Origin of the sequence: Arsukibacterium indicum, from assembly GCF_019100565.1 — a bacterium.
GTDB classification, from domain to species: Bacteria; Pseudomonadota; Gammaproteobacteria; order Enterobacterales; family Alteromonadaceae; genus Alishewanella; species Alishewanella indicum.
Window position 1 is genome coordinate 174,519 of record NZ_JAHRID010000009.1, and the last position, 26,103, is coordinate 200,621.

The 26,103-nt window shown below is 49.2% G+C and carries 25 protein-coding genes; 14 read left to right on the forward strand and 11 right to left on the reverse strand.

Annotation, left to right across the window (positions count from 1 at the left end):
* Positions 1-20: 20 nt before the first annotated feature.
* The 8 genes from KQY15_RS17025 to KQY15_RS17060 all read right to left on the reverse strand — a co-directional run bounded on the left by KQY15_RS17025 (position 21) and on the right by KQY15_RS17060 (position 9,332).
* On the reverse strand, positions 21-1,130 hold the full coding sequence (locus KQY15_RS17025) for an OprO/OprP family phosphate-selective porin (RefSeq protein ID WP_217671109.1): 1,110 nt from the start codon (positions 1,128-1,130) through the stop codon (positions 21-23).
* Between the two features lie 250 nt (positions 1,131-1,380).
* The gene (gene pstB / locus KQY15_RS17030) at positions 1,381-2,166 is read right to left on the reverse strand and encodes a phosphate ABC transporter ATP-binding protein PstB (protein WP_217671110.1); all 786 of its coding nucleotides are present in this window, start codon (positions 2,164-2,166) and stop codon (positions 1,381-1,383) included.
* 69 nt (positions 2,167-2,235) lie between these two features.
* Complete coding sequence (gene pstA / locus KQY15_RS17035; protein ID WP_254795789.1) at positions 2,236-3,627, reverse strand: phosphate ABC transporter permease PstA; 1,392 nt, start codon at positions 3,625-3,627, stop codon at positions 2,236-2,238.
* A 3-nt stretch (positions 3,628-3,630) separates the two neighbouring features.
* A complete protein-coding gene (pstC, locus tag KQY15_RS17040) occupies positions 3,631-5,028 on the reverse strand; it encodes a phosphate ABC transporter permease subunit PstC (RefSeq protein ID WP_217671111.1) in 1,398 nt (465 codons plus the stop codon).
* A gap of 167 nt (positions 5,029-5,195) precedes the next feature.
* Positions 5,196-6,224: a substrate-binding domain-containing protein gene (locus KQY15_RS17045; RefSeq protein WP_217671112.1), complete on the reverse strand. Its 1,029-nt coding sequence runs from the start codon at positions 6,222-6,224 to the stop codon at positions 5,196-5,198.
* Between the two features lie 131 nt (positions 6,225-6,355).
* The gene (locus KQY15_RS17050) at positions 6,356-7,987 is read right to left on the reverse strand and encodes a methyl-accepting chemotaxis protein (protein WP_217671113.1); all 1,632 of its coding nucleotides are present in this window, start codon (positions 7,985-7,987) and stop codon (positions 6,356-6,358) included.
* 154 nt (positions 7,988-8,141) lie between these two features.
* The gene (locus KQY15_RS17055) at positions 8,142-8,363 is read right to left on the reverse strand and encodes a hypothetical protein (protein WP_217671114.1); all 222 of its coding nucleotides are present in this window, start codon (positions 8,361-8,363) and stop codon (positions 8,142-8,144) included.
* Positions 8,364-8,576: 213 nt separating this feature from the next.
* On the reverse strand, positions 8,577-9,332 hold the full coding sequence (locus KQY15_RS17060; protein ID WP_217671115.1) for a phosphate signaling complex PhoU family protein: 756 nt from the start codon (positions 9,330-9,332) through the stop codon (positions 8,577-8,579).
* A 189-nt stretch (positions 9,333-9,521) separates the two neighbouring features.
* Here KQY15_RS17060 and KQY15_RS17065 point away from each other — a divergent pair, with 189 nt between their 5' ends.
* The 5 genes from KQY15_RS17065 (at position 9,522) to folM (ending at position 14,926) form a co-directional block, all read left to right on the forward strand.
* Positions 9,522-9,866, forward strand: a complete 345-nt coding sequence (locus KQY15_RS17065) for a metalloregulator ArsR/SmtB family transcription factor (RefSeq protein WP_217671116.1) — start codon at positions 9,522-9,524, stop codon at positions 9,864-9,866.
* 18 nt (positions 9,867-9,884) lie between these two features.
* A complete protein-coding gene (locus tag KQY15_RS17070; RefSeq protein WP_217671117.1) occupies positions 9,885-10,895 on the forward strand; it encodes an ArsJ-associated glyceraldehyde-3-phosphate dehydrogenase in 1,011 nt (336 codons plus the stop codon).
* Between the two features lie 2 nt (positions 10,896-10,897).
* Positions 10,898-12,109 (forward strand): organoarsenical effux MFS transporter ArsJ, encoded by a 1,212-nt coding sequence (gene arsJ / locus KQY15_RS17075; protein WP_217671118.1) that lies wholly within the window; start codon positions 10,898-10,900, stop codon positions 12,107-12,109.
* Positions 12,110-12,206: 97 nt separating this feature from the next.
* Positions 12,207-14,108 carry a putative bifunctional diguanylate cyclase/phosphodiesterase gene (locus tag KQY15_RS17080; RefSeq protein WP_217671119.1) on the forward strand — a complete coding sequence of 634 codons (1,902 nt, stop codon included), beginning with the start codon at positions 12,207-12,209 and terminating at the stop codon, positions 14,106-14,108.
* 62 nt (positions 14,109-14,170) lie between these two features.
* Complete coding sequence (gene folM, locus KQY15_RS17085) at positions 14,171-14,926, forward strand: dihydromonapterin reductase (protein WP_217671120.1); 756 nt, start codon at positions 14,171-14,173, stop codon at positions 14,924-14,926.
* A 53-nt stretch (positions 14,927-14,979) separates the two neighbouring features.
* On the opposite strand, the gene KQY15_RS17090 is transcribed toward folM, so the two are convergent.
* A complete protein-coding gene (locus KQY15_RS17090) occupies positions 14,980-15,276 on the reverse strand; it encodes a high-potential iron-sulfur protein (protein WP_217671121.1) in 297 nt (98 codons plus the stop codon).
* Between the two features lie 186 nt (positions 15,277-15,462).
* On the opposite strand from KQY15_RS17090, the gene KQY15_RS17095 reads away from it, so the two are divergent.
* From KQY15_RS17095 to KQY15_RS17105, 3 genes are read left to right on the forward strand one after another with little or no spacing between them, the layout of a single operon-like run.
* Positions 15,463-17,001, forward strand: a complete 1,539-nt coding sequence (locus KQY15_RS17095; protein ID WP_217671122.1) for a methyl-accepting chemotaxis protein — start codon at positions 15,463-15,465, stop codon at positions 16,999-17,001.
* Between the two features lie 26 nt (positions 17,002-17,027).
* The gene (locus KQY15_RS17100; protein WP_217671123.1) at positions 17,028-17,612 is read left to right on the forward strand and encodes a hypothetical protein; all 585 of its coding nucleotides are present in this window, start codon (positions 17,028-17,030) and stop codon (positions 17,610-17,612) included.
* Between the two features lie 10 nt (positions 17,613-17,622).
* A complete protein-coding gene (locus KQY15_RS17105) occupies positions 17,623-17,973 on the forward strand; it encodes a hypothetical protein (RefSeq protein WP_217671124.1) in 351 nt (116 codons plus the stop codon).
* On the opposite strand, the gene KQY15_RS17110 is transcribed toward KQY15_RS17105, so the two are convergent.
* Positions 17,956-18,966, reverse strand: a complete 1,011-nt coding sequence (locus tag KQY15_RS17110) for an SMP-30/gluconolactonase/LRE family protein (protein ID WP_217671125.1) — start codon at positions 18,964-18,966, stop codon at positions 17,956-17,958. The two genes, KQY15_RS17105 and KQY15_RS17110, sit on opposite strands and share 18 nt — an antisense overlap.
* A 187-nt stretch (positions 18,967-19,153) precedes the next feature.
* On the opposite strand from KQY15_RS17110, the gene KQY15_RS17115 reads away from it, so the two are divergent.
* The 3 genes from KQY15_RS17115 to KQY15_RS17125 all read left to right on the forward strand — a co-directional run bounded on the left by KQY15_RS17115 (position 19,154) and on the right by KQY15_RS17125 (position 21,087).
* Positions 19,154-19,825, forward strand: a complete 672-nt coding sequence (locus tag KQY15_RS17115) for a GNAT family N-acetyltransferase (protein ID WP_217671126.1) — start codon at positions 19,154-19,156, stop codon at positions 19,823-19,825.
* 84 nt (positions 19,826-19,909) lie between these two features.
* Complete coding sequence (locus tag KQY15_RS17120) at positions 19,910-20,368, forward strand: hypothetical protein (protein ID WP_217671127.1); 459 nt, start codon at positions 19,910-19,912, stop codon at positions 20,366-20,368.
* A gap of 152 nt (positions 20,369-20,520) precedes the next feature.
* Complete coding sequence (locus KQY15_RS17125) at positions 20,521-21,087, forward strand: type 1 glutamine amidotransferase domain-containing protein (protein ID WP_217671128.1); 567 nt, start codon at positions 20,521-20,523, stop codon at positions 21,085-21,087.
* 80 nt (positions 21,088-21,167) lie between these two features.
* On the opposite strand, the gene KQY15_RS17130 is transcribed toward KQY15_RS17125, so the two are convergent.
* Positions 21,168-22,082, reverse strand: coding sequence for a pirin family protein (locus tag KQY15_RS17130; RefSeq protein ID WP_217671129.1), 915 nt, complete (start codon positions 22,080-22,082; stop codon positions 21,168-21,170).
* 308 nt (positions 22,083-22,390) lie between these two features.
* On the opposite strand from KQY15_RS17130, the gene KQY15_RS17135 reads away from it, so the two are divergent.
* From KQY15_RS17135 to KQY15_RS17145, 3 genes are read left to right on the forward strand one after another with little or no spacing between them, the layout of a single operon-like run.
* Complete coding sequence (locus KQY15_RS17135) at positions 22,391-23,653, forward strand: sensor domain-containing diguanylate cyclase (protein WP_217671130.1); 1,263 nt, start codon at positions 22,391-22,393, stop codon at positions 23,651-23,653.
* Complete coding sequence (locus tag KQY15_RS17140) at positions 23,625-25,592, forward strand: TonB-dependent receptor plug domain-containing protein (protein WP_217671131.1); 1,968 nt, start codon at positions 23,625-23,627, stop codon at positions 25,590-25,592. The genes KQY15_RS17135 and KQY15_RS17140 overlap by 29 nt, the downstream gene beginning before the upstream one ends.
* Entirely contained in the window at positions 25,592-26,086 is a 495-nt protein-coding gene (locus KQY15_RS17145; protein WP_217671132.1) for a YfiR family protein, read from the forward strand. Before KQY15_RS17140 ends, KQY15_RS17145 begins: the two co-directional genes overlap by 1 nt.
* Positions 26,087-26,103: the final 17 nt, after the last annotated feature.

Sequence of the window (26,103 nt, forward strand, 5' to 3'; positions counted from 1 at the left end):
TTTACTGCAACACTCAGAATTTAAAAATTATACTGTGCTCTGATACCAAAGCCGATAGGCTCTTCGCTGACAGCAGAAGAGGTATCAATGTCGCTGAATACAATATTGCCCATAAACCGGATATTGCTGTTCATATAGTAATTCAGCCCCAGAGTCAGGTTTTTCTGCTCACCACCGAATACAGCACCGTCGTTCAGATCGGTTACTGAATAGCGTGCGGCAACTTCAATTGCGCCCGAAGCAGAGCTGGGTTTAATACCACTGAATAACCCGTTTTTATAAGAACGAGATTCACCGGTAACTACATAACTTACCTGCATGTGATAGCCACTGAAGCTAACATCCTGTATCGCAGATGAAGTTTGTAACGATAAAAGTTCTGCTTCAACAGACCATACGCCTTTTATTGCGGCAAACTCCAATCCTGCACGGGTAAGGCTATCAACTTCGTTCAGTGTTCCAGTGTCAATTAACCGGATAGCTGGATCAATGCGCAGTTCAGGCCGGTCGCGTAACCGCAGCGTGTTGTAGTCGCCCAGATCCTGATACACCACCGCCGCACCCAAATGGTACTGCACATCATCTACCTTCGGGTGATAAACCAGGCGCTGAGCCAGCCCCATGCTGTCATCTTTACCGGCATCACTCTCTGTATTCATGGTGCGGCCAAACGCCATAGACTCAGAGGTAATGTTGCCAAAAGTTTTGTCAAAGCGAACACCTAATTTACGATCAGGTGTAATGACTGTTGAAGCACTTGAGCGTTCCATAAAGGTAATAGAATTGGAACTGGTCAGGGTATTAAGACTGAATGGTACCCGCTGATGGCCGATGGTAACAGTCCCGCCGGCCAGTTTAGTCCGAAGGTTTACGTCTGCTGCACTGGCATCGCCTCCTTCAGCAAAATCATATTCGATAACAAAACGCCAGTCCGGTGAAATTGTGCCTTGCAATCCCATTCTGCCTCGACGAACATTCACCCCATTACCAAAGGTTGTTTGGTCATCGTTATAAAATCCGGCATCAAGGTGCAGCCGACCGCGCGGTTTTACTTCAATATCTGCCGCTAAAACATTCCCGGTAATCGAAGCCGAAAGTAATGCAACAGTGATTTTGCTCAGTGAATTCATGGTAATTCCTGTTATAAGTTAAAGATAAACCTAAATTTCTTGCTGATTATATTTCAGCTAAATGACAGTTAAATGACAACGTGGCACTTTTATGACTTTAAAATGATGATTTTATGACTGCAATAGCCTGCGCCAGCCATATTCTTCTAGCAAAAGTATTTATCAAATTAAGCAGATAGCCAGTACTAATTGCAAAAAAGCATTAAAAAAGGAGCCAAAGCTCCTTTTTTAAGTTTGAACCGGTTGCCGCTTAACCGTAGCGGCCGGTAATGTAATCTTCAGTCCGCTTATTCTTCGGGTTGGTAAACACCTCGTTAGTGGCACCAATTTCGATTAAATCGCCCAGATGGAAAAACGCAGTGCGATCTGACACCCTCGCTGCCTGCTGCATATTGTGGGTAACGATAACGATAGTAAAGTTTTGCTTCAGCTCGTCTATCAGCTCTTCAATAATCGAGGTAGCGATCGGGTCCAGCGCTGAACAGGGTTCGTCCATCAAAATGACGTCGGGGCTGACGGCAATGCTGCGGGCAATACATAACCGTTGCTGCTGGCCACCAGACAATCCGGTACCCGGCTGGTCCAGCCGGTCTTTGACTTCGTTCCAGAGGCCGGCACGACGTAAACTGGATTCGACCACGTCGTCCAGCTCGGATTTGCGACTGGCCAGGCCGTGCAGACGCGGACCATAAGCAATATTTTCGTAAATAGATTTTGGAAACGGGTTTGGTTTCTGGAACACCATGCCAACCTGCGCCCGCAATTGCACCACATCCAGCGATGGATCATAAATGTCGCGCCCATCCATTTTAATACTGCCCGTTACCCGACAGATATCGATAGTGTCGTTCATCCGGTTCAGGCAGCGTAAAAAAGTCGACTTGCCGCAACCAGACGGGCCGATAAAAGCAATCACTTCATTTTCAATGACATCAAGATCAACGCCATGAATTGCTTCATTGTCGCCGTAAAAAACCCTGACATCGCGCGCTGTCATTTTTACCTTGCCGCTGCTGTTTGTCTCAATTGCTGTCATCGCTTAATCCGCCGTTATTACATCTAATTCGTTTAAAATTCTGGAGTTTGCCGGGTATATGAGTGTTGGCTACCAGCGTTTTTCATATTTTTTCCGCAGCCATATTGCCAGCGCATTTAACGAGAGCATTAATGCCAGCAACACGATAATAGCAGCCGAGGTCCGGGCTTCAAAAAAGTTACGTAGCTCATTGCCCTGCCACAAATAAATTTGTACAGGTAAGGCCGTTGATTGCTCAAAGGGTCCACTGGGTATCTGGGCCACAAAAGACTTCATCCCAATTAACAACAAGGGTGCGGTCTCACCCAGCGCCTGCGCCACCCCGATAATGGCGCCGGTTAAGATTCCCGGTACCGCCAGCGGTAACACATGATGAAAGATAGCCTGCATTTTCGATGCACCAAGGCCCAGTGCAGCCTGCCGGATCGACGGCGGTATTGCTTTAAGGGTTGAGCGGGTGGCGATAATCACCGTAGGTAGAGTCATTAAGCTCAGAACGAGCCCCCCCACCACCGGCGCCGACATCGGCAGATTAAACCAGCCAATAAAAACTGATGCTCCCAGCAAGCCAAACACAATAGATGGTACCGCCGCCAGGTTATTTATATTTACTTCCACCAGGTCTGTCAGTTTGTTTTTCGGCGCAAACTCTTCTAGGTAAATGGCCGCAGCGACGCCCATCGGTACCGCCAGAAAAATAACCACCAGCATCATATATAACGAGCCCATAAAGGCACCGGCTAAACCGGCGGAGGCCAGCGAGCTGCGTGAATCCGGGTTCATAAACAGGGCAAAACTGAAGCGATTTTCGATAATACCCTGCTCCGACAACGTGGCAACCCACTCCCGCACTTTCGGGCTTAACTGCTGCTGTGAATCCGGCAGGTCGCGATCAATATTGCCCTTTAACCAGACATCAATATTGGCATCGGTAAGCAGATGGACGGTTTTGGTCTGGCCAATAATAGCCGGATTTTCAATAACCATATCCCGCAGCGCGTAGCGCTCACCGGAGGTTACAATTCTGGCTGCATCGCGCCGGAACTGGCGCTCTGACGCTTCTGGTATCACTTTATACAGCCCGTCCAGAATTAACCGGTTAAAATTGACCATACCGACTTCAGTCTGCCATTCCAGGTAGCGTTGTCGGAAGGCATTTTCAGTTTCATCTGGCTGTTGCACCGGTTTTTCACTGATTTGGATAATTTCAGGATCAAAATAAATATCCAGGGTAATAGCCGATTGCCAGAACGCCGGAACACCTTTGGCAAAGATATTAATAAATAATATGGCTACCAGGATCAGACTGATGATCACTGCCGTCAGGCCAATGCTTTTAAACAGTTTTTCCTGGCGATGACGCCGGCCTAAAGAAGCCGCTACCTGACGTTGAGTTTTACTCAGTGGCGCCGGGTTTTCTGCCGATGATGCCTGCTCGGAATTCATGTTCGTCTTAGTCATAAGTTACTCGTATTGTTCCCGGTATTTACGCACTATCACCAGCGCTACCACATTTAACAGCAAGGTAATCACAAACAAGGTCAGACCCAGCGCAAAAGCCACTAACGATTGCGGGCTGGCAAAGTCATTGTCACCTGTTAACTGGTTAACGATGGTAACCGTTACGGTCGACACTGCTTCAAACGGGTTAGCGGTCAGGGCCGGGCTGTTACCAGCTGCCAGCACCACGATCATGGTTTCACCGATAGCACGGCTGGCCGCCAGCAATACTGCTCCAACAATGCCGGGCAATGCCGCAGGCAACACGACTTTACGCACAGTTTCAGACTTAGTCGCACCAAGCCCCAGCGAGGCATCGCGCAGCGCCTTGGGAACCTGAGTAATAATGTCGTCGGATAACGATGAGATAAACGGAATAATCATGATGCCCATTACCACCCCGGCGGTTAAGGCAGAAGTGGCCCGGATCGTCAGGCCAATGCTGGCACCTAAGTCAGCTAAAAATGGCCCAACGGTTACCAGCGCAAAAAAACCATAAACAATGGTAGGAATACCGGCCAGCACTTCAATAATGGGTTTAGCCGTTGCCCGGAATTTGGCAGGGGCATACTCTGCCAGGTAAATAGCAACCATCAAACCCAGCGGTATAGCTACCAGCAACGCGATTGCGGCCACCAGCATGGTGCCTGATAGCAGGGGCAATAAGCCAAAACTGCCCTGACTGCCAGTTAGCGAGCCTTCACTGACACCGGTAGTTGAAAAGCGCGGGTTCCAGGTGGTACCAAAAAAGAAATCTGCCGGTGGTACAAAAGTAAAGAACTTAATGGTTTCACCCACCATCGACAACACGATGCCAATGGTGGTTAAAATGGCAATGGTAGAGCAGATAACTAATACCGCTTTAATAGTGCGCTCTATCTGATGGCGTGCCCGCAGCTGCGGCTTAATCCGTTTATAGCTGAAAAACAAACCGGCGCCAGCTATTGCTGCTATCAGGCCGGTTAATAGTAAAGCACTGCTGCTTTTCAATTGCTGCATATAAGCAGCCGCAGCCAGCTCCCACTGCTCCGCTTCAGCCACCACGCCAAAATTGGCGGCAAGGTTACTGATCCGACGCATAATAACATCGGCATTCATGCCCTCAGCAGCCAGCGCCTCTGCAGGCAATTGCGCGGCGACCATACTGTTTATCACGCCAGGCGATAATAAAGTCCACAGCACCAAAATAAAAAAAGCCGGGATAACCGCCCACAAACCGACCATCATGCCGTAATGGTGTGGCCTTGAGTGCATTTTTTGCTGCAGGTTGACTGCCGCTACCTTGCGACTGCGCACCATGCCCAGCTGATAGCCTATAGCCATCAAAGCCAGTAGCAGTACAATTAACGAAAAATTACTCATGCTTGCTCCATTCGCCAATCCGGAATACCCAACGGGAAAATACTTCTTTAATAAGCCGCGCAAGCTTAACCCGCGCATATTGCAGTTTTATTACAATCACTGTCATATTACTGAAATAGAAAAAGAGGACCGGCTGGCCCTCTTGTTTCTTTGCCTGATAAGCGCTGTTACAGCGATTTTTTCGCGCGAATGTCGGCCAGTATTTTTGCACGCTCATCGTCATCCAGTGGAATTAGGCCTGCTGCTTCCAATGGGCTGCCAAAACCAGATGCCGCATCTGAGACAAAGTACTCAGCAAATTCTTTTAAACCTGGAATAACCCCGATGTGCTCACCTTTCACATAGAAAAACAGCGGCCGCGATACCGGATAAGTGCCTGCAATAATGTTATCAACCGTCGGCTCAACACCACTGACAGTTGCTACTTTAATCCGGTCACGGTTGGCTTCATAGAAACTTAAACCAAATACGCCCAACGCATTTTTCTGTGCCTGCAGCCGGGCCAGGGTTTCAGTGTAGTCGCCGGCAATCTCAATGACACTGCCATCAGTGCGCATTGCTAAACAAAAGTTGTTTTGCTCGGCTTTTGGCATGGCCTGCACTTCAGCAAAGGTTTTACAGCCGTCAATAATAACCTTTTCTTCGTATACTTCGCGGGTACCATGGTTTGAACCCGGGATGGCCAGTAAGATAGCCTGATCTGGCAAACTTTTATCAATTTGCTGCCAGTTAGTATAAGGATTAGCCACCATTTTGCCGTTTTGTGGTACCTGAGCGGCCTGAGCCAGGAACACATGCTCTGGTTTTAATTTAAAAATGCCGGCATCAATCCGCGAAGCAAACACAATGCCGTCATAACCAATTTTCACTTCGATAATTTCATTTACGCCGTTTTCTTTACAGGCAGCCACTTCAGCCGGGCGAATTTGCCGGGATGAATTAGCAATATCAATCGTGTTGGTACCAACGCCCTGGCAGAACTGACGTAAGCCACCTGAAGAACCACCCGAGCCGACAACAGGGGTGCGGAATTGGGCAAAGTTATTGCCGAACTCTTCAGCTGCAATCGACGCAAAAGGCAGGACAGTAGACGAACCCGCTACTTGCACTGTATCGCGGTTGGCATGAGCCTGGCCTGCAAATGCCAGACTGACGGCGGAGGCAACAATCAGTTTAGTCAGCTTATTCATTTTCATTCTGTAAATCCTCGGTAAGAAATGCATTTGATGCTGCACAGTATGCGATACTTTTATTGCAATAATATGACAACCAACTAACGTCTGATATTAGCAGTGAAAAGTCGCTTTGCACTGCATGTTTTATCCCGTCAAACTTTAAACGCCTGACAACCCTCTGACATTTCCCGGGCCAGCAAATTGAGTTGCTCGCTGGCATCAGAAGAGCGCTCAGCACTGTTACTAAGCTGACGGATATCGTCATTCAACAGCGTGATACTGTCAGCAATAGCCGTCGCAACTTGTTGTTGCTCATCCGTTGCTACTGAAATTTCTGCATTTAACTGCACAATTTCCTTTACCGCGGCGGCTATTTGCCGGAACATTTGATCAGTTTGCCGCGACTGGCCAACACTCTCACTGGCCTGGGCGGCCGCTTGTGCCATTGCCGCTACCGCAGAGTCAGCTTGTTGCTGCAGCTGGCTTATCATATCGCGAATAGACTCGGTTGCCTGTTGGGTACTGGCAGAAAGCATCCTCACTTCATCTGCAACCACTGAAAAGCCGCGACCTGCTTCACCAGCGCGGGCCGCTTCAATTGCAGCATTGAGTGCCAGTAAATTGGTTTGCTCTGAAATTTTCCGGATAACTTCTAATACGCCCGATATTTGTGCGCTGTCTTTTTGCAACTGACTGATAACATTGCTTGCCTGCAGCATTTTCTGCTCTAACTGCTCAGTCGTTGTCATACTGCAGGCGGCAACAAGGCTACCGTCATGACTAAACTGCTCTGCCTGCTGAGCACGACTTGACGCATCTTTGCCGTTGTGGGCAACCTGACGAATCGCCATGGTCATTTGCTCAACGGCCGCCGCCACCTGACTAACCTGTCCACTCTGCCGCACAGACCCGGTGCTCACTTCTTCGCTGACAGAAAATACCTGTTCAGATTGCTCACTTAACGCGCCAGCACTGCTGCTGAGATTACGTATCAAATCAGAGAAAGACTGCAGCATGGTATTCAGGGCACGTGCCGCAAGCGCAATTTCATCATTGCCTTGCTCATTGGCTCGCAATTGCAGGTTTGACTGCCGGGCAACCTGCAGCAAAAGAAGCTGCAAGCCGTTTAACGGCCCGGACACAGAACGCTGAATGGCAAACACCAGGGCAGCTATCGCCAGCAACAACAGCACGCCACCAAACAGATATACCGTTACCAATCGGTCAGTGAATGTTACCGATTGATCCCGCACAATCGCGCCTGCCGCAATTTGCTGCTGAATAAAGGCATCAGCCAAATCGGTAAAACCGGTGATTCTCCGCTCGATTTCAGCGTTAATTGTTGATTCATTTAAAATGCGCACCAGCAATGCATCTGTGCCCGCAAACGCCAGCCATTCTTCATACTGTTTAATTGCCCCGGCGAAAGCGTCATCTAACGCCTGATAACTATTTTCTTCAGCAAGCTGTGGTCTTTTTTCACTGAAGCTTTGCCAATGCTGTTGAGCCTGCGCCAGCTGCGCCAAGACCGTGGTACGGGTATTCTCTGCCGATGCCCAACCCGTTCGGTACTTTCGTATTTCAATAAGCCCCTGTTGCTGAAGCAGCTTTTGAGCACTCATCACATCAGCCAAAATGACAAGATGCTGATCATACAGCTGATGGAACAATTTATCTTTGGTTTGAGCTGCCCAGAAACTCGCTACCAACACCAGTGCCAATACCACTAGCGGCAACAGGCCCAATAATAAAATTCGTTGGGATATTTTCAGTTTGGATAACATGCAGACATCTCAGGCAGCGTTAAAAGCATGAGAATACGTCCGGCAAATGACGTTTTTATGACAATCGGAGTATTGCTGGCAGTAAAAGTTTTCGGACCATTTGCAGATTAAAAAACCCACCTGAAAGGTGGGTTTTAACGTTTAGCCTGCAGGCTTATTTTTCGTCTTTGGTCACTGCCACTCTTTTGGTTGGCGGATTTAACCAGACCACATGGCCGGTGTGTTTTGAGGTGCGGGTTAAACTGTTGGCTTCAGCAAGCCGATCATTGTCAACCACATAAGTGTATTGTTGTTTGCTCAGGCTGGAGCAACCGCTAAGGCCTATCAGTGCCAATGCTGCCATGGCTGTTACCAGGTGTTTTTTATTCATTTTCATCGTTGTACTCCTGCTACGTCTTACCCAGACTATAGTCAGCACAACGACGGCTGTCTAGCATATTTTTATTACAGTTTAGTGAAGGTTGAGAATATTTTTTATTTATTATAAGTCATTGTTTTAAATATAAATATTAAGACTTCAACAATAAGTATGCTGTCATAATTATGCCATCTTGTTTAATTAAATGTTAAAAGTGGTATTTGGGCTATCTCAACCTCTATCTGGCCGCCTGGGTTGCAGTTCCACCCTGGATGATTGGCCGCTGCTTACCCGTGCCATAAAAACAGCTTGTTTTGCCAGATGAACACTGTGCTCAGCAATCCGCTCCAGTGCTCTGGCTACCCAATTCACGCCCAGGGTGGCGCCAAGTTGCCCAGTCTGGCTCGGGGCATTTTCAGCCAGATTACTTCGTAAAATCGCGCCATAGCATTTATTAACTGTTGCAGCCAGACTGATTGCCTGCTCAGCCTGGGCACTGCTTTGCTGCTGCAGTGCAGCAAGGGCTAATCCCAGCATCCGGCCAACCGGCTCGGCCAGAGTAGTAATAGCTGTTAGCTGTTTTGCAGTCGGTGTATTAGTTTTGTTTAGCAATATCTGTTGCGCGATCTGAACGTTTTGATTGCAGATTTGCTCAATGTCGCTTATCGCTTTTAACAGCGCCAGCACTAATCTTAAATCACGATCACTGGCAGTATGGCTTAACATGTCAAGGCAATGATCATCCATGGCTAACTCAAAATCCTGAGCGCGTTGCAACTGACTTAGTACCTGCTGCGCCTGCCGGATATTATTGCTCTGATATGCACTGAGTACCTGTTCAAATTGTTGCAGGGCCAGGCTGCTAATTGCGTGCAAGCGCTGGCGGGCTCGCGCCATGTCGGCGCTAAATCCTTGCTCAGTACTGCCCGAGCTTGCCTGGCTTTTACCCGGATCGCGCTGGTTGCTGTCTGTCATCGTTTTTTTCATGGCAACCTTTTCCATTACAACCTAAGTATACCGGCATAGTAGCGCTGCCCGGGTTTAGGGTAAAGCCGGGCTCAGTCCAATAACTCAGATTCATTAACAAAGGGTGCTTTGGAAGCAAAACGGTGCTTGACATATGAATTTTCGCATATATGATTATCCGCATATTTAAATCAAAGGTACTGCCTGCTGATGTTATGCCCTGTTACGTTTTATAAAGCGCTGGCCGATGATACCCGCTTAAAAAGCCTGCTGTTAATCACCGAACAGCAAGAGCTGTGTGTCTGTGAGCTGATGACAGCACTGGAGCTGAGCCAGCCAAAAATCTCCCGCCATTTAGCCCAGCTGCGAAAAGCCAATGTCCTGGCGGACAGGCGAAGTGGCCAGTGGGTGTTTTATTCACTGCACCCCGCTCTGCCGACCTGGGCGCAACAAGTATTAAAGCAAACATTGCTGGCGAATGAGTTATATCTGGCGCCATGCCGACAGCAACTTAGCCTGATATCAGAACGTGCTGTTACACAAAGCTGCTGCTAAAGACAAAAGGACACTAACATGAGTATAAAAGTAGGAATTAACGGCTTTGGCCGGATTGGCCGCCTGGCGCTGCGCGCAGCATTTGACTGGCCAGAACTGGAGTTTATCCGGATTAACGACCCGGCTGCTGATGCGGCAACTTATGCCCATTTGCTGAACTTCGATTCGGTGCATGGAATTTGGCGCCATAATGCCAGCGCCGGGGGCAGTACTATTTTCATCAACGATAAAGCTATTGCCGTCAGCCATAACAAGGCAATCAGTGATACCGACTGGTCTGACTGCGACGTCGTTATTGAAGCCTCCGGCAAGATGAAAAGCGCTGCTGTGCTGCAGGATTATCTGCGTCAGGGAGTAAAACGGGTGGTAGTGAGTGCCCCGGTAAAAGAGGCCGGGGTGTTAAATGTGGTAATGGGCGTTAATCATCAGCTGTATGACAAAAATAAACACCCGATAGTCACCGCAGCCAGCTGCACCACAAACTGTCTGGCGCCGGTAGTAAAAGTTATTCACCAGCAACTGGGTATTAAGCATGGTTCCATTACCACTATTCATGATTTGACTAACACCCAAAGTATAATGGATACCCCACATAAGGATTTACGCCGGGCCCGGGCTTGCGGCAGCAGCTTAATTCCTACTACTACAGGTTCAGCCACTGCCATTGTTGAAATTTTTCCGGAACTTAAAGGTCGGTTAAATGGCCATGCAGTGCGGGTACCGCTGACCAACGCCTCGCTGACAGACTGCGTGTTTGAGGTTGAGCGCGAGACAACAGTAGCGGAAGTAAACGCTATGCTTAAAGCGGCTGCCGATGGCGAGCTGAAAGACATTCTGGGTTTTGAGACCCGGCCCCTGGTATCGATTGACTATAAAACCGACCCACGCTCCAGCATTATTGATGCGCTGAGCACCATGGTAATTAATGGCACTCAGGTAAAAGTTTATGCCTGGTATGACAATGAGTGGGGGTACGCCAACCGCACTGTCGAACTGGCGAAAATGGTTGGTTTACAGGATAAGATCTAAGCATGATGCTGGCGACACTCTCTTCTTCTGTTCGCCAGTATTTACTGGTAACGGCGAATTACTGGGCCTTCACCCTGACCGACGGCGCGCTGCGGATGTTGGTAGTGCTGCACTTTTACAGTCTGGGTTACAGTGGCCTGAGCATTGCCATGCTGTTTTTGTTTTATGAAGTTTTCGGTGTTGTTACCAATCTTGCTGGCGGCTGGCTGGGGGCGCGCATCGGTTTAAACCGTACCATGAATATTGGGCTGTTTTTGCAAATTGTTGCGCTGTCGATGTTGTTACTTCCTGCGACATACTTAGTGGTACCCTGGGTGATGGCCGCCCAGGCGCTGTCAGGCATCGCCAAAGATTTAAATAAAATGAGCGCCAAAAGCAGCATTAAAATGCTCGTATCCAGCGAGGCACAAGGTACCTTATTTAAGTGGGTGGCGCTGTTAACAGGCTCTAAAAATGCGTTAAAAGGCCTGGGCTTTTTCGCCGGTGGCTTACTCCTTAGTTTGGTGGGCTTTCAGCTGGCGATTTTGTGCTTAGCCCTGATGTTGCTGCTGGTCTGGACCTGCAGTTTAATTAAATTAAAGCAGGATCTGGGAAAAAGCAGGGTAAAACCTAAATTCCGGGAAATGCTGTCGAAAAGCCGGGCTATCAATATCTTATCCGCTGCCCGTATGCTGTTGTTCGGAGCCCGCGACGTCTGGTTTGTTATTGCCCTACCACTTTTTTTAGCAAGTTCGCTGGGCTGGGATCACTGGACAGTTGGTGGCTTTCTGGCGTTGTGGGTTATCGGCTATGGCGGGGTGCAAAGTATCGCTCCGTTACTACTGGGTAAAAACACCCTGCCCGACGGCAGAACCGTTACGTTTTGGGCCGCATTGCTCTGTGTTATCCCAGGCCTGATAGCCATTGCCCTTAGTGCAAACTGGCATATTGAGCTGACACTGCTGGCCGGGTTAATGCTATTTGGCGTGGTATTTGCCATTAACTCGGCGGTGCACAGTTATTTAATTGTCAGCTATGCCAAAAGTGACGGCGTATCTCTGGATGTTGGCTTTTACTATATGGCCAACGCAATGGGCCGGTTACTGGGTACTGTGCTGTCAGGCTGGCTGTATCAGAGCGCAGGTCTGGTTAGCTGCTTATGGGTAGCGTCGGTGCTGCTGCTGTTTACGGTATTTATTTCCGCCAAACTACCTGCTGACAAAAACGCTATTTAATTAGTAACGGCTACCTTAAATAAGCATTGGTCATTCGCACAACATTAAAAATGCGTCTACAGTAAAATAATCCGTTAAATGTGTAGTATCGACGTGCATGACGCCTAATTCAGAATTCAGTCATCCCTTAGCTGTTCTTCCCCCGGCCCGGCTTGATAAGCTGCGCACCAAACGTTTACTGCAAATAACAGGCCTGACCCTGTTTGGTCTGGTATTGGCCGTGGCAGTTGCCGCAGGTACAACCAAGTGGGTATTGCTGGCTGGCTGCTGTTCCCTCGGTTTTGCTGGCTTGCTGGCGTATCAGCGCCGGGTGGTTTTTGCTACTTATATTTTGCTGTGGGCGATGTGCTTAATGTTGTCTGCACTGGCGTTTTTATCGGGCGGCATCCGCGATTTAGCGCTGCTGGGCTATCCAGGTGTGCTGGTTTTTGCCGCTATGCTAGGCAACAGCCGGCTGTTTTTCTCATTAATCAGTTTTATGCTGGTGTTCTGCGGTGTTCTGACCTACCTGGCAGTCAGTGGCATCGTCCAGCCGGTTATTCCACAGATCAGCGCCGCCCACTTTGTATTTATTGGTGCCATATTGCTGGTTACCGGCGGATGCGTGTATTTACTGTATCGCGACCAGCAACGGCTTATGCACTCACTGCAAAGCGAAAATCACCGGGTAAAACAAAGCCAGGCACACATCGAGCATCTGGCATTGCATGATCCACTTACCGGCCTGCCTAACCGGGTTTATTGCCAGCAGCATTTTCAGCGTTTGTATAACGAATGCCTTGCCAATGCTCAGCGCCTGGCTGTTGTACTGCTGGATCTGGACAATTTTAAACCGGTAAATGATTCGCTGGGTCATGCTGCCGGCGATTTACTACTGCAGCAGTTAGCCCGCCGACTGGAAAATCTGTTAGCTGAAAATGATATTTTATGTCGGTTCGGCGGCGATGAGTTTTTATTGCTGGTACCCGGTTTCGACAATAGCGAAGCGCTGGCAGCGAAGGCTCAAGCCTTACTCCAACAAACCACCGCGCCCTTTTTTATTATGCAAAACCAGATTGAAATTTCAGGCTCAGTCGGTATTGCTATCATGCCAGACGATGGCAACGAGTTCAGTGAAATATGCAAACATGCCGATATGGCCATGTTTCAGGCAAAAGCAGATGGCCGCAATGTTTACCGCTTTTACCATGACGAATTAAACAAGGCCAGTATCGATAAATTCAACTTGCTGCAGCTTATGCGAAAGGCATTAAAAAATAACGAATTCCAGTTGTATTTTCAACCCAAGCTGCAGCTGAGCGATCAACGGATTATCGGTGCTGAAGCACTGCTACGCTGGCCTCAGCCAGATGGCAGCATGATTGCCCCGGATGACTTTATTCCATTGGCAGAAAGCAGCGGTTTGATTGTTGAAATTGGTGAATGGGTATTGCAGCAAGCCTGTCTGGCGTGCAGTCGCTGGCAGCAACAGGGGTACGACTTAACCATCGCCGTTAACTTATCTTATGTCCAGTTCCGGGATGGCAAACTTGAACAGCAGGTTCAGCAAGCGCTCAGTGCGGCAGCATTACCAGCACACTCACTGGAGATGGAATTAACCGAATCCCTGCTGATTGGCGAAGGTGATAACATTGCCCGGCAACTGGCTGCATTGCATCAACTTGGGATCCGCTTTTCTATCGATGATTTTGGTACCGGTTACTCTAACCTGGGCTATTTGCGCCGCTTTAATGCCAGCCGCTTAAAAATAGATAAATCCTTTATTTTGTCCCTTTGCTTATCAGAGCGGGATGAACCGCTGGTCAGAGCCATTATTCAAATGAGTAAAAGCCTGGGCCTGAAAACCGTAGCCGAAGGCGTTGAAGACAGCGCCACTGCCGCTCAACTGGCATTGTTGGGCTGTGATGAAGGTCAGGGCTTTTACTGGGCCAGACCTCTGCCAGAAACCGACTTTCTCGGCTATGTCAGCGCCGAGTTGATGAATGAAGCCGGTAAATAGAACCTGATCTCTCCTTGTCGCGTATAGCAGGCATCAATCTCTCAGAAAATGTAATAAATACCATGTCATCAAAAGGTCTTATTGTTGTTACCGGAGCAGGCCAGCGGGTTGGCCTGCACTGCGCCTTGGCGTTACAACAGCACGGATATCAGTTGCTGGTAAGTTACCGCAAAATGACGGCCGGCATTAGCGCACTGAAACAAGCCGGAGCCCACTGTATCGCAGCAGATTTAACCCAACTGGACAGCATGGCCGCTTTTATAACGGCGTTAGAACCTTTCCCGGCGATCCGGGCTGTTATTCATAATGCCTCCAGCTGGCAGGCAGATTTACCGCCTCGATCAGCAGGTAGCGGTCAGTCGTTAGCAGCGCAATTACAGCGGGACGCCGACATATTTGATGCGATGCAGCATATTCACGCCCGGGCGCCATACTTGCTAAACCGCGCTTTGCTGCCGAAACTGCTGGCCAGTTCAGAAGGGGCGGACATTATTCAGCTAACTGACTTCGTTGCCAGCGTAGGCAGCACTAAGCACCAGGCTTATGCTGCATCAAAAGCAGCGTTGGAGAACCTGACGCTGTCGCTGGCCCGCCAGTTGGCTCCGGCTGTGAAGGTTAATGCCATTGCTCCAGCCCTGCTAATGTTTAACGAAGGAGATGATGCACAGTATCGTCAAAAGGCGCTGGCTAAATCATTAATGGCGGTAGCCCCGGGACCGGATGAGGTTTTGCAAAGCATTCTGTATTTACTAAACAGCAAGTACGTAACCGGCCGGGTGCTGGCGCTTGACGGTGGCCGACATTTAAAACTGCCCTGAGTCATCAACCCGATAAAACGGCTTGCAGGCCGTCTTATCGGGTTTCTTAAAAATTACGCCGCGATTTTTTTCACCCAGGCGGCACACCAGCCTTCGCTGGCGACCAGTTTACCCGGGAAAATAGCACAAGGCCGCCACTCCTGCCCTGCTTCGCCCTGTACCAGATTGCAGTTTGCACAATTCTGGCCCTCTACTTCCGATTTATGGGTGTAGCGCATCGCTGCCGCTAAGGGATCATCAAGTTTCAGTTGCTCAGCTGCAAGGGCGCTTAAACTGACACCACCGGCAGTCAGACCGATAATGGTGCCGGCAGATACTTTAAAGAACGTGCGACGGTTAAAGTTGCTCATACACTTACTCTCCTGCATTTAGTAGTTATTATAATACTGGTTAAAACGCCTAACGGTTTTGACGGACATCAACTAATTGGTACAAAAAGCAGCCTAGACTTTAGTCTCAGACGGTCCGCTAATACTTTACCGCTTGCCAATTTCTGCCATATTAAGCCCAATAATAGTGCATATTCCGGAGTTAACATGCTGCACTGGTTAATTAATCTTGGACTTCTCATTGTGCTGCTTGCCGGTTACTGGTTAAGCAATGCCAACATCTTAAGTAGTGTTGTGCTGGTTATGTTGCTGCTAAGCTATTTCAGCTGGCTGCACTACAATAAGAACCGGCTTGCGGCGAAGCCTGCATCAGCTGCCCCCCGGCAGCACGAGCCCGATATCAGCAGAATTGAATTATCTACTTCAAAACTGGCGATCGGTTCGGCTGAAGTGTCATTTTTTATCGATAGCTTAATCAGTGAAATTAAGCTCAGCGCCACAACCAGTGGCCAGATTGCGCATAGTAGCAGTGAAGTGAGTCAAACCAGCAGCCAGCTGAATGATAGCTTGCAAACCCTGAACAACAGCATCCGGCAGACGGCCAGCGCATGTCAGCAAGCTGACACCCAGTTAGCAAAGAGTGTAAACAACCTGCAACAGCTGGCCAACTCAGTAAGCGACTCTGCCCACGAATTGGAGCAACTGCGCAGTTCTGCTGACAATATTCAGCGGATAACTGAGGTTATCAACAATGTGGCTGATCAAACTAACTTACTGGCATTGAATGCGGCTATTGAGGCGGCACGTGCCGGGGAGCAAGGCCGGGGATTTGCTGTGGTGGCTGAGGAAGTAAGGGCATTGGCCAGCAAAACGTCTGGCGCCACTGCTGATATTGCAAAAATGTTGGCAGAAATCCGTCAGCAAAGTGGCCAGACGGCAGATCAAATGAGCTTACTGGTAACAAAAAGTGCTGAAGTTCAACAGCAGCTGCATCAGGTTACTTCGGGTTTCAGCCTTATCAATAGTGAAGTTAGCCTGGCCGCTGAAGCCAGCGGCCAATTGGAAAATGCGGGTAACAAGTTGGAGCAAACCAGCGCAGAGCTAACGCAGGCAATAAGCAGTATTAGCGGCACATTAAATGAAATAGAACGAAAAGGCAGCAGCATAGCCAATCAGGCTATTGATTTATCAACGGAAACCGAGAGTATTTACCTTGAGCTTAGTCAGCTCGGGCACAAAAGTTTTTATACCCCCATACTGCAGGAGGCACAACAAGCTGCCGAAGCCGTTGCCGCCTTGCTGCAGCAAGGAATTAGTAATGGTGAATATACTGAGCAGCAACTGTTTGCAAAAGAATATCAACCCATCGCCAATACCAATCCGCCCAAATTTCATACCGCTTACGACAGCTATACTGATCAGGTGCTTCCTCAGGTTCAGGAACCCATTTTAGCTCGGCATAGCCAGGTGCTTTACGCCGGTGCCGTGGACCGCAAAGGCTATTTTCCAACCCATAATAAAAAGTTCAGCCAACCGCTCAGCGGTGACTATAATAAAGATCTGATAGCCAATCGCAGTAAACGCATTTTTGATGATCGAACCGGCAGCCGCTGTGGCAGTAATACCGAAGCGATGCTACTGCAAACCTATAAGCGGGATACCGGCGAAATTCTGCATGACCTGTCTGTACCTATATTTGTCAACGGTAAACATTGGGGTGGCTTCAGGATTGGTTTTAAACGCTGAAGCAGTAATAGCAAGGATTGATAATAATGAACCGGAATCGCTCGTTTCTGCTGCTTGCCTGCCTGGTAAGCCTGCTAGGCTGTGCTGCCGCCACACTAGTGCAGCCCTATGATGAAAAGCTATTAACCGGTAGCGAACAGTTTTATCGTAAAGCAGCCACCATTATTGAACATAGCAAAATGCAAAGCCCGACAGAGCGACCCACTACAGAAGACCCTAGTCATCCTGGCCATAGTGCCAATATGGAAAACCTGTACGCTGAGCTGCTGATTGATACCAATATTCTGCTGCTGCGCGCTCTGGCAAACAGTGAGCAGGTTGATACCAGCGGTCAGCTCCTGCAAAGCAAGATTACCCGGTATATTGATAACGCCTTACCATCGAATTGCGATAACAGCGCCGATGATATCCGGGCCGAGTTCAGTTCGCTGACGGTTAAAAATTTTGTTGATTTAAAATGCCTGGTTGTGAACTGGCAGGCGCAGCATCAGGCAGCGCCGGGGAAAGTACTGACACAGGCGGACTGGTCTCGCCGGCATGTTTCGCTTGTCCGCTTTATCGTGGCAATACAGCAGGCTGAAGTTGCAAAACTGCGCCAGAGCGACCGTTAAAGGAGCCATCATGACTACGCTAAACCAAATTGACATTGGTAATGTACTGCAGGAAGCTCTGGCCAGTGCCAAAAACGCAGCCAAAGACAGTTGGCCCGCTGTCAGTGAGCTGGCGGATAACATTGCCCGCAGTATTTTAATTGACCTTGAATACGTCGCCCGTCAGAAAGTGCTGGGCCAGATTGATGAATACGGCGCCAAAATATTTCTGGAAGATCAACGTATGGTTGCCAGAGCACGTTTACGTTCGCTGGCCATTGTGACCTTGCAGCTGGCGGAGGATATCATCAACGCCATGCTGCGGGTGTTTAATGCTGCGGCCCAAAAAGCCCTTGGCTGGCTGCTATTTCCAGTCGGTTAATGGTTTAAGAGCTATCCGTAGTAAGTAATTAGTGGCGGTAATATACAAATAGCGGTTATCTGCTGACAGTGTTACATTAGCCGCTGATATACCGGTTTGAATAGTGCCTAAATGCTCGCCTGCAGGCGAGATTACCCACACGCCACCGGGGCCGGTTGCCACTATGGTCCCGCAGGGCAACACTTTTAAACCATCTGGCAAGCCGTTAGTAGTTTGCGCGGTTGCTGTCCCATCCACAAATAGTTCGCCCATGCCTAAACTGCCGTCTGGTTTAACCAAATAACGCCACCACTGCGCAGCACTTTTATCCGAGTTGGCGACATACAGCCATTGCTCATCCGGTGAGAATGCCAGACCATTGGGTCGGGTCAGGTTATCGATCAGCAGTGTGAGATTGCCGCTGCTATCCAACCGGTAGACACCATTTACACTAAGCTGCTTTTCGGCCGAGCTGTCACCGCCGGCAAGGCCATAAGGCGGATCGGTAAAATAGTAAGCGCCATTGCTATGCTGAACCAGATCATTAGGGCTGTTTAGCCGCTTACCGTTAAACTGACTAACTAAAGTTTGATACTGCGGCGCGCCATTATCAAAACCATTCAACAACGCTAAGCGGCGGTCGCCATGTTGCGCCAGCACCAGTTGCTTATCGTAGTTAAAAATAAGCCCGTTAGCGCCCTGCTGCCGGTTGTTTTCAGGATACAGGCCGGTATAACCAGACGGCTGAAGATATACCATTAAGCCTTGCTGTTCATTCCAGCGATAAACCATGTTTTCAGGCACGTCGGAAAACAGGATATCACCCGTAGCAGGATCAGCTACCGGCCCCTCTGCCCAGCTAAAACCCTCGGCCAGAACTTCCAGTGTTGCATCAGCTGCAAACAACTGCAGCATGTCAGGGTGCTGCACCTGCACCGGTTGTGCGGGCAACTTGCCAAATGCGAATGCACTGAATAGCCATAATGCAGTACCCGCTATTACCTTAAACCTCATTTCAATTCTTCCTGTATGTGTTGCAACTGCGCCAGCTAACTTGTCTGAAATGACAAAATTGCACTATCACTATAGTCCTGCTCAGCCCAATGTCAGGCATCTTGAGGTAATTATATGAGTTATCGTGACCATTTACCTGCGCCACCGGCTTTGCTAGCATGCCTTTTTTCACCATGACGCTACAACGATGTCAGACAACCTTATTACCACCTGGTACCTGCAGTTTCAGGGCCCGGCGCTGCGCCTTCCCCGCTGGCCGGCAGATTGCCTGTTAATGGAAGCAACCATTCCCAGCCCGGAACTCAGCCAGTTTTTATTCACAGCGGTCGGCAACCACTGGCGCTGGTTTAGCAGACTAAGCTGGGATTACCATCAATGGTTAAACCACTTAAGTACAGATAGGGTTCGCACCTGGGTGCTTTATCAGGAGGGCACAATAGCGGGCTTTATTGAACTTAATCTGCACCCGGCGGCAACGGAAGCACAGCCGCTGCCGCCGGCAACAAGGTTGGCGGCCAGCATCGAGCTGACGTTTTTTGGATTACTGCCCGCTTTTACCGGCAAAGGTCTGGGGCCAATATTGCTAACAGCAGCGGTGGCCTTAGCCCAGCAATGGTTAGCTGAGTTGGCTGCAACTGAGGCATCTGCGGCGCCTGCTGAGACCAACGAAACTGTAACAAATGTCTGGGTCCATACCTGCTCAGACGATCATCCGGCGGCACTGGCGACTTATCAGCAAGCGGGTTTCGCCATTTATCATACCAGCGAGGACGCAGCCGATACCCCGGAAAATTATGCTGACGCCGCGTTATGCCGTAATTACATTCTCTCACGCCTGGCCCAGTTTAAACGCCGTTAGCCGCCTGTCTGGCCAGCTGGTCCTATCCTTGCATAGTCTCTTACAAACATAAGTTCGCAGCGACATTTGCAGACAGGAGATACTATGAAGGTTGAATCATTCCGTGACTTACTCGACTGGACCTCAGGCTATCATCAGCATTTATCGAACTGCTTTACCGACAGTGCCAGTGTACAGTCAGATAAGCGCTCACAGATGTTGCTTAATTATCTGGCCGACAAGGAAATGGACCTGGCTACCCGGGTCCGGGGTTTTAAAGATGTTGGCGAAGACAAAGCGCTCAACACCTGGTGTACCGAGCATATTGATAAGCATCCCTTAATGGCAGAGGCTGCCTGTGATGATGCCTATACCACAATGGATTCCAACGCCATTATTGCTGAGGTTGAGCAACAACATCAAATCATCATTCTGCTTTATGAGAACCTGTACGACCGCAGCCCGAAGGAAGAAATTAAGGACCTACTGGCGAAGGTACGTGATTTGGAAAAGCAACAAGCTCAGCAAATGATGCAAGGCGCCAACCGCCTGGAAGACATTTAAACCCGCAGTTGCGCTGGCACCACAGGTAAGTTTTACCGCTTGGTCTGTAGAAGTTTTACAGCGTGCCTGCACCGGTTAATTACCGGGGCACACACGAAGAGAACCACAACATCACCCTGTACTTAACGTTTTACGATAAAAGGAGAGCATTTATGAATGAACCAAAACCCCTTTTAGGCAAGAAAGTAGCAATTTTAGCCACCAATGGTTTTGAACAAAGTGAACTAACTTCGCCACGCAATGCATTACTTAATGCCGGAGCTGAAGTCGATATTGTCTCGCAACGCGGTGGTGAAATTACCGGCTGGTCAGGTAAGAACTGGGCAGATGACGTTAAAGTTGATAAAACACTCGATGACGTAAAAGCAGAATATTACGACGGTTTAGTATTACCGGGTGGCCTGATTAACCCTGATACTTTGCGGCAGGACAAAAACGCTATTGCCTTTATCCAGGGCTTTTTCAGTGATACCGCCAATAAACCGGTGGCCGCTATCTGCCATGGCCCATGGTTACTGGCAGAAGCCGGCGTGTTAAAAGGCCGCAAGGTGACATCTTATGGCAGTATCAGTACCGACTTAAAAAATGCCGGTGCTAACTGGGTAGATGAGCCGGTAGTGGTCGACAACGGCCTGGTAACCAGCCGCAACCCGGACGACCTGCCGGCGTTCAATAAAAAAGTATTGGAGGAAATACGCGAAGGCCGGCACCACGCTTAGCTGCTTTGCTATCATTTACTGACTATAAACTAAGCACCAAAGTTCTGTAACCGGGCTTTGGTGCTTAACCGGTGAAAAGATCAAACTGGCAGTGGAATAAATTCTTCTTCATCGCCTGGCACCTTCGGAAAACGGCCCTGCTGCCAGTCCAGCTTGGCTTGCTCTATTCGTTGCTTTTGACTGGATGCAAAATTCCACTCCATATAGCGCTTGCTAATGGCTTCCCCTCCAATTAGCGCTATCCGGCTTGGTTTTGTCGCTGTAATAACCACGCCTTCGGTCGGCCCCAGCACCGCGAGCTGCCGCGCTTTTAACTGGCTGTCCTGCAAATTAAGCTGGCCCGAGACCAGATACAGGCCACGTTCGGGTGCAACCGGCAACTGCAGACTCTGGCCCGCTTGCAGGGTAGCTTCAAGGTACAGTGTCTGATAAAAGGTTTTCACTGGTGAACTCAGGCCGTAGGCTTCACCAATCAGCACCCGCACCGGTACGCCGTCAATCAGGCCGCCAGGTATGGTGGCAGCGGGATAGTGATAAAAGGCCGGTTCAGTTTCTTCATCCGCTTCAGGCAATGCCATCCAAAGCTGCAAACCGTGTAGCCGGTGTACCTGGTTGGTGACTTCAGCACGCTCTCGCTCTGAGTGAACAATGCCCTTGCCGGCTACCATCAGATTAATGTCACCAGGCGTTATCGGCTGATAGCTGCCTAACGAGTCACGATGCAGAATTTCGCCGTCAAACAAATAGGTAACAGTAGCGAGGTTAATGTGCGGGTGTGGTCGCACATTAACACCGCTTCCGGGCGCAAATTCGGCGGCGCCCATTTCATCGAAGAAAATCCAGGGCCCGATACTGCGCTGTTGCCGCACCGGTAAGCAGCGCCGCACGGTAAACCCTCCTAAATCATGTGGTCGGGGCTCAATAATCTGCGCAATAGCTGCACAGCCCTGTTCGACTTCACACTCAGCTTCTGGATTTTTACTGGTAATACTCATCCTGTTCTCTCTCTGTAAACAGCGACTCTGCCACATGGAATAAGTAAAGCAGCGCGCAGCTGCAAAGTAAATCGCAGAAAAGCGTGCCGGGCTCGCTGCCAGGCGTGAAAGCTTCAACATTACGACGGCACGCGTTTGCGAGTGACTTATCAGCCTCGGTTACCACTTCAATTTAAGGTTTACTTCAGGTTGACAACCAGTTATTTCGGCTTCACAAATCAGCTTTTCATTTATAATCAGTTGAAGTACTGCTGCTTTGTATGACTTAATGTACTATAAATTCCAGTATGAAAAGTAGAGAGGCTTTGTTGAGCCCAATTAAACCCCGCCGCTCACTGGTACGTAAACTGACCCGGCAAAACCTCACTGTTTTGCTGGGTAGTATGCTGATTACCTTCACCCTGATTGCAATAATGCTGTGGCTGACTGCCCGTGAGCGCCAGGGCAGTGCGGCAGAGCTGGCCGCTATTCAACTGGCAAATAATGTATCTGCCATGTTGGTGTTCAATGACCCCGATGCCGCTGAACATGAACTGGAATTACTTGTCAAAAGCCGCGATATCAAAGCCGTGGCACTGTATAGTGCTGACGGAGAGTTATTCGCTTCTTTAGCAGATGTACCAACCCTACCCTGGCAACCATTGCCAGCTTTAACCCAACCGGTAAGACGTTATCAGGGGCTGGAAATTGCCCTTACCGTGCCAGTAATCGTTCGGGATAACATTGAAGGTGTACTGTATGTCAGCGAGAGTTTGCATCAGTTAATGAACTGGTTCCTGCGGGGCTTATTTATCATTTCAGCATTGATGATTGTTATTTATTGGTTTGCCGCCAGACTGTTAATATCGCTGCAACGCAAAGCGCTCTCACCTTTAGTTGACTTGTCGGCTCTGGCAGAAAAAGTCGCCAGCGAGCGGAATTTTTCGTTAAGAGCATCAGTGGTCGACAATGACGAAATTGGCAGCCTAACCCAGCGCTTTAATGAGTTGTTGAAAAGGGCAGAAATCTGGCAGGAAGAGCTAAGCAGCAAATTACAACAACAGGCAGCCCGGGGAGATGAACTGGAACATCTTGCAATGAAAGACAGCCTGACCCAACTGCCGAACCGACATAGTTTCACTGAGCTGTTAAACCAGATGGTGCTTGATAGTATCAACAGTAATATGATGTCGGCACTGATGTTTATCGATGTCGATAATTTTAAATTTGTGAATGATAACTTTGGTCATGATGCCGGTGATGAAGTGCTGATAGAGATCAGCGGCCGGATCCAGGCTGCTATCCGGGCTGACGATACCTTGTGTCGGCTGGGGGGTGACGAGTTCGCCCTGTTGCTGCCCAAACAGGTAACGCCGCAACTTACTGAGCAAGTGTGTCAGAGGTTAATACACAAGATCAACCAACCTATTTGGGTGAAAAACAAACAAATGCCGGTAACATTAAGTATCGGCGTGGCATTGTGTCCAGAGCACAGTAACAGCGCAGCGACATTACTGCAGCTGGCAGACGAGGCCATGTATCAGGCAAAAAGGGCGGGGAAAAATGGTTATCAGATATACAGTGCTGATTAAAGCGCTGCTTCTTTGTCTGAGCAGCGCAGAGCTACAGGCACAACAGGTTCCAACCCTGGAAGAACTGCTGCAGCAGCCTACTGCAACTGATCCTACTCTGATTGAGGTATCAACCTCAGCACGCCATGCCCAGAGTGCCGGTAAGTCAGCCCAAGTTACGTATATCATAACTGATGAAGAGATCCGCCGGTTCAGCCTGAGAAACCTGATTGAAATTCTCAGTTTATTTCCTGGCTTATATGTCAGCTCAGACACCAGCTACGGCTATCTGAGCGCCCGCGGTATAGGCCGGCCAGGTGATTACAATGCACGAGTATTGCTGCTGGTTGATGGTACCAGGGTTAATGACAATATTTATGATGCAGGCATGATTGGCAATAACTTTTATATTGATCCGCAACTGATAGATAGGGTGGAATACAGTCCGGGTAGTGGCTCAGCTTTATATGGCAATAATGCGTTTTTGGGTGTGGTTAACGTTATAACAAAGCGGGGTAATAAACTGCAGGGGGGGCAGCTCGCCCTCGCCGCAAACCAACGCGATCAGATAGACTTATCAATGTCTTATGGCCTGCGCCATGCCAGTGGGCATGAAGGCTGGGTATCGCTTAGCCGAAGCCAGCAAGATGACATTGCGTTTGCCGATATTAACCCGCCAGAACCTGTATTATCACAACAGACGTTAAATAATGACCTTAACCATAAATTGGCAGCCAGCTATCGTTATCGACGGCTGCAATTACAAATGGCAGGCGTGGCACGGACCCGACAGGAGCCAGTCGTGCTGGCAGAAGATCCAGGTCGCAGCGATATTTTCAAAATAACGAACCGCAACTACTTTATTTCGCTGCAACACGGTCTAAGCCTGAGCGACAAGTCTGAGCTCTACACGCATCTATCAACCAACGGGTTTGACCTTACCACGTTTACCCCGTTTATCTTTCCAACCGGCGAGCTACGCCGTTACCACTTTGATGTAACCGGCAGATGGACCAATCTCGATCTCCGCTTAAGTTATCAACCCGGACCATCTCATCATTTGCTGTTTGGTGTTGATGGCCAACACGACCAGCATCAGAGTTATCAGTTCAGTATTGATGATGTTATTCCGGTGCTAGGGGTCAGCAGCAATAACAACAGAATTGGATTGTACCTGCAGCATGGCTGGCAATTTACTGATAACCATAAATTTATCAGTGGTTTTCGCTACGATTACACTGAACAGAATGTTCGGGAGTTCAGTCCTAAGCTCGGCTGGATTTGGCAGCTGACTGATCTGCAAAGTGTCAGGCTCAGTTACGGCACGGCTTTTCGTGCGCCCAATGAATATGAGCAGAAAAGTAATTTATATAATGAGCTACCTGTACCAGCATCTGAGTTAATCGATACGCTTGAGGTAAACTGGCAGGCCCAACTTGCTGATGACTGGTCTGTCAGCGCCACCTTTTATCACTCACAGGTGCGCAATCTCATTACCGGGAATTATGGTGAAAGTGCCATAGTGCAGTTTTTCAATGACCGTGCCGTCGAAGCCTACGGTATTGAAACTACTGCTGCGAAAACATGGCAAAGCGGAGCAAAACTGCAACTTTCTGCAAGTAGCCAACGGGCCCGTTATAAAAATGATCAGATGGAATTAACCAACTCGCCGGAACATCTGTTTAAAACGCAGTACAGCCAACCGCTATGGCGGGATGATCTGCATATTAACTGGCATATGTTTGCGACATCAGCCCGAACCAGCCGTCTCGGCCAAATGCCCGGTTATGCCAGGCATGATCTGCTTTTATCCTGGCAGTACAACCCAAAGTTGCATATCGTGCTGGGCCTGAAAAATGTCTTTGATAAAACCTACGTTGACGCCCCGCTGCCGTCAGCAGCTGCGCTGCGGCAACCCAGACGCACGGCAGAGTTATCAGTTAACTGGAATTTCTTCTGATGAGCAGGTTGCTGGTGGTGTTTATCATTGCAGCTGGTGCTTGCCTGATCTCGCCTGTCCGCGCCCAACCGGCCCAGGCAACGTTAAAAGCAGCTTTGTTGTACCGGTTTGTCCAGTATAGTGAATGGTCAGATAATCCACCGGCGCAGCAGCATTACTGCATCGCCCAGGATACCGGAGTATTTAATTCGCTAACAGAGATACTGGCGAAACAGGCCCAGGTCTCGCTGTTAACGGCCGCCGATCAGGCATCAGAATGCACCGTATTATATTTAACTGCAGAACTTGCCTCCAAACCCGAATGGTCGCAGTTGCTGCAAGCATCCGACCGCCTCACAGTGGTAGAAGGTGCTGAGCTATTTCGGCAGGGTGCAATGTTTGGTCTGATTGCCGAACCAAACCGGATATCGTTCCGGGTTAACCTGACAATAGCAAGGCAACAGGGCTTTCACCTCAGCGCCCAGATGCTAAAGTTAGCGAAAGAAATTCATTAGCACAGCAAGCCCTGGCT

Bases quoted from the DNA above. Each gene is read 5' to 3' on its own strand.
- KQY15_RS17125 (WP_217671128.1), top strand. From the start codon at position 20,521: ATGAATGAACCAAAACCCCTTTTAGGCAAGAAAGTAGCAATTTTAGCC.
- KQY15_RS17100 (WP_217671123.1), top strand. From the start codon at position 17,028: ATGAACCGGAATCGCTCGTTTCTGCTGCTTGCCTGCCTGGTAAGCCTG.
- KQY15_RS17060 (WP_217671115.1), bottom strand. From the start codon at position 9,332: ATGAAAAAAACGATGACAGACAGCAACCAGCGCGATCCGGGTAAAAGC.
- KQY15_RS17130 (WP_217671129.1), bottom strand. From the start codon at position 22,082: ATGAGTATTACCAGTAAAAATCCAGAAGCTGAGTGTGAAGTCGAACAG.
- KQY15_RS17055 (WP_217671114.1), bottom strand. From the start codon at position 8,363: ATGAAAATGAATAAAAAACACCTGGTAACAGCCATGGCAGCATTGGCA.
- KQY15_RS17145 (WP_217671132.1), top strand. From the start codon at position 25,592: ATGAGCAGGTTGCTGGTGGTGTTTATCATTGCAGCTGGTGCTTGCCTG.
- KQY15_RS17120 (WP_217671127.1), top strand. From the start codon at position 19,910: ATGAAGGTTGAATCATTCCGTGACTTACTCGACTGGACCTCAGGCTAT.
- KQY15_RS17095 (WP_217671122.1), top strand. From the start codon at position 15,463: ATGCTGCACTGGTTAATTAATCTTGGACTTCTCATTGTGCTGCTTGCC.
- KQY15_RS17050 (WP_217671113.1), bottom strand. From the start codon at position 7,987: ATGTTATCCAAACTGAAAATATCCCAACGAATTTTATTATTGGGCCTG.
- KQY15_RS17065 (WP_217671116.1), top strand. From the start codon at position 9,522: ATGTTATGCCCTGTTACGTTTTATAAAGCGCTGGCCGATGATACCCGC.
- KQY15_RS17070 (WP_217671117.1), top strand. From the start codon at position 9,885: ATGAGTATAAAAGTAGGAATTAACGGCTTTGGCCGGATTGGCCGCCTG.
- KQY15_RS17115 (WP_217671126.1), top strand. From the start codon at position 19,154: ATGTCAGACAACCTTATTACCACCTGGTACCTGCAGTTTCAGGGCCCG.
- arsJ (WP_217671118.1), top strand. From the start codon at position 10,898: ATGATGCTGGCGACACTCTCTTCTTCTGTTCGCCAGTATTTACTGGTA.
- KQY15_RS17025 (WP_217671109.1), bottom strand. From the start codon at position 1,130: ATGAATTCACTGAGCAAAATCACTGTTGCATTACTTTCGGCTTCGATT.
- pstC (WP_217671111.1), bottom strand. From the start codon at position 5,028: ATGAGTAATTTTTCGTTAATTGTACTGCTACTGGCTTTGATGGCTATA.
- pstA (WP_254795789.1), bottom strand. From the start codon at position 3,627: ATGACTAAGACGAACATGAATTCCGAGCAGGCATCATCGGCAGAAAAC.
- KQY15_RS17090 (WP_217671121.1), bottom strand. From the start codon at position 15,276: ATGAGCAACTTTAACCGTCGCACGTTCTTTAAAGTATCTGCCGGCACC.
- KQY15_RS17080 (WP_217671119.1), top strand. From the start codon at position 12,207: ATGACGCCTAATTCAGAATTCAGTCATCCCTTAGCTGTTCTTCCCCCG.
- KQY15_RS17140 (WP_217671131.1), top strand. From the start codon at position 23,625: ATGGTTATCAGATATACAGTGCTGATTAAAGCGCTGCTTCTTTGTCTG.
- KQY15_RS17045 (WP_217671112.1), bottom strand. From the start codon at position 6,224: ATGAAAATGAATAAGCTGACTAAACTGATTGTTGCCTCCGCCGTCAGT.
- folM (WP_217671120.1), top strand. From the start codon at position 14,171: ATGTCATCAAAAGGTCTTATTGTTGTTACCGGAGCAGGCCAGCGGGTT.
- pstB (WP_217671110.1), bottom strand. From the start codon at position 2,166: ATGACAGCAATTGAGACAAACAGCAGCGGCAAGGTAAAAATGACAGCG.
- KQY15_RS17105 (WP_217671124.1), top strand. From the start codon at position 17,623: ATGACTACGCTAAACCAAATTGACATTGGTAATGTACTGCAGGAAGCT.
- KQY15_RS17110 (WP_217671125.1), bottom strand. From the start codon at position 18,966: ATGAGGTTTAAGGTAATAGCGGGTACTGCATTATGGCTATTCAGTGCA.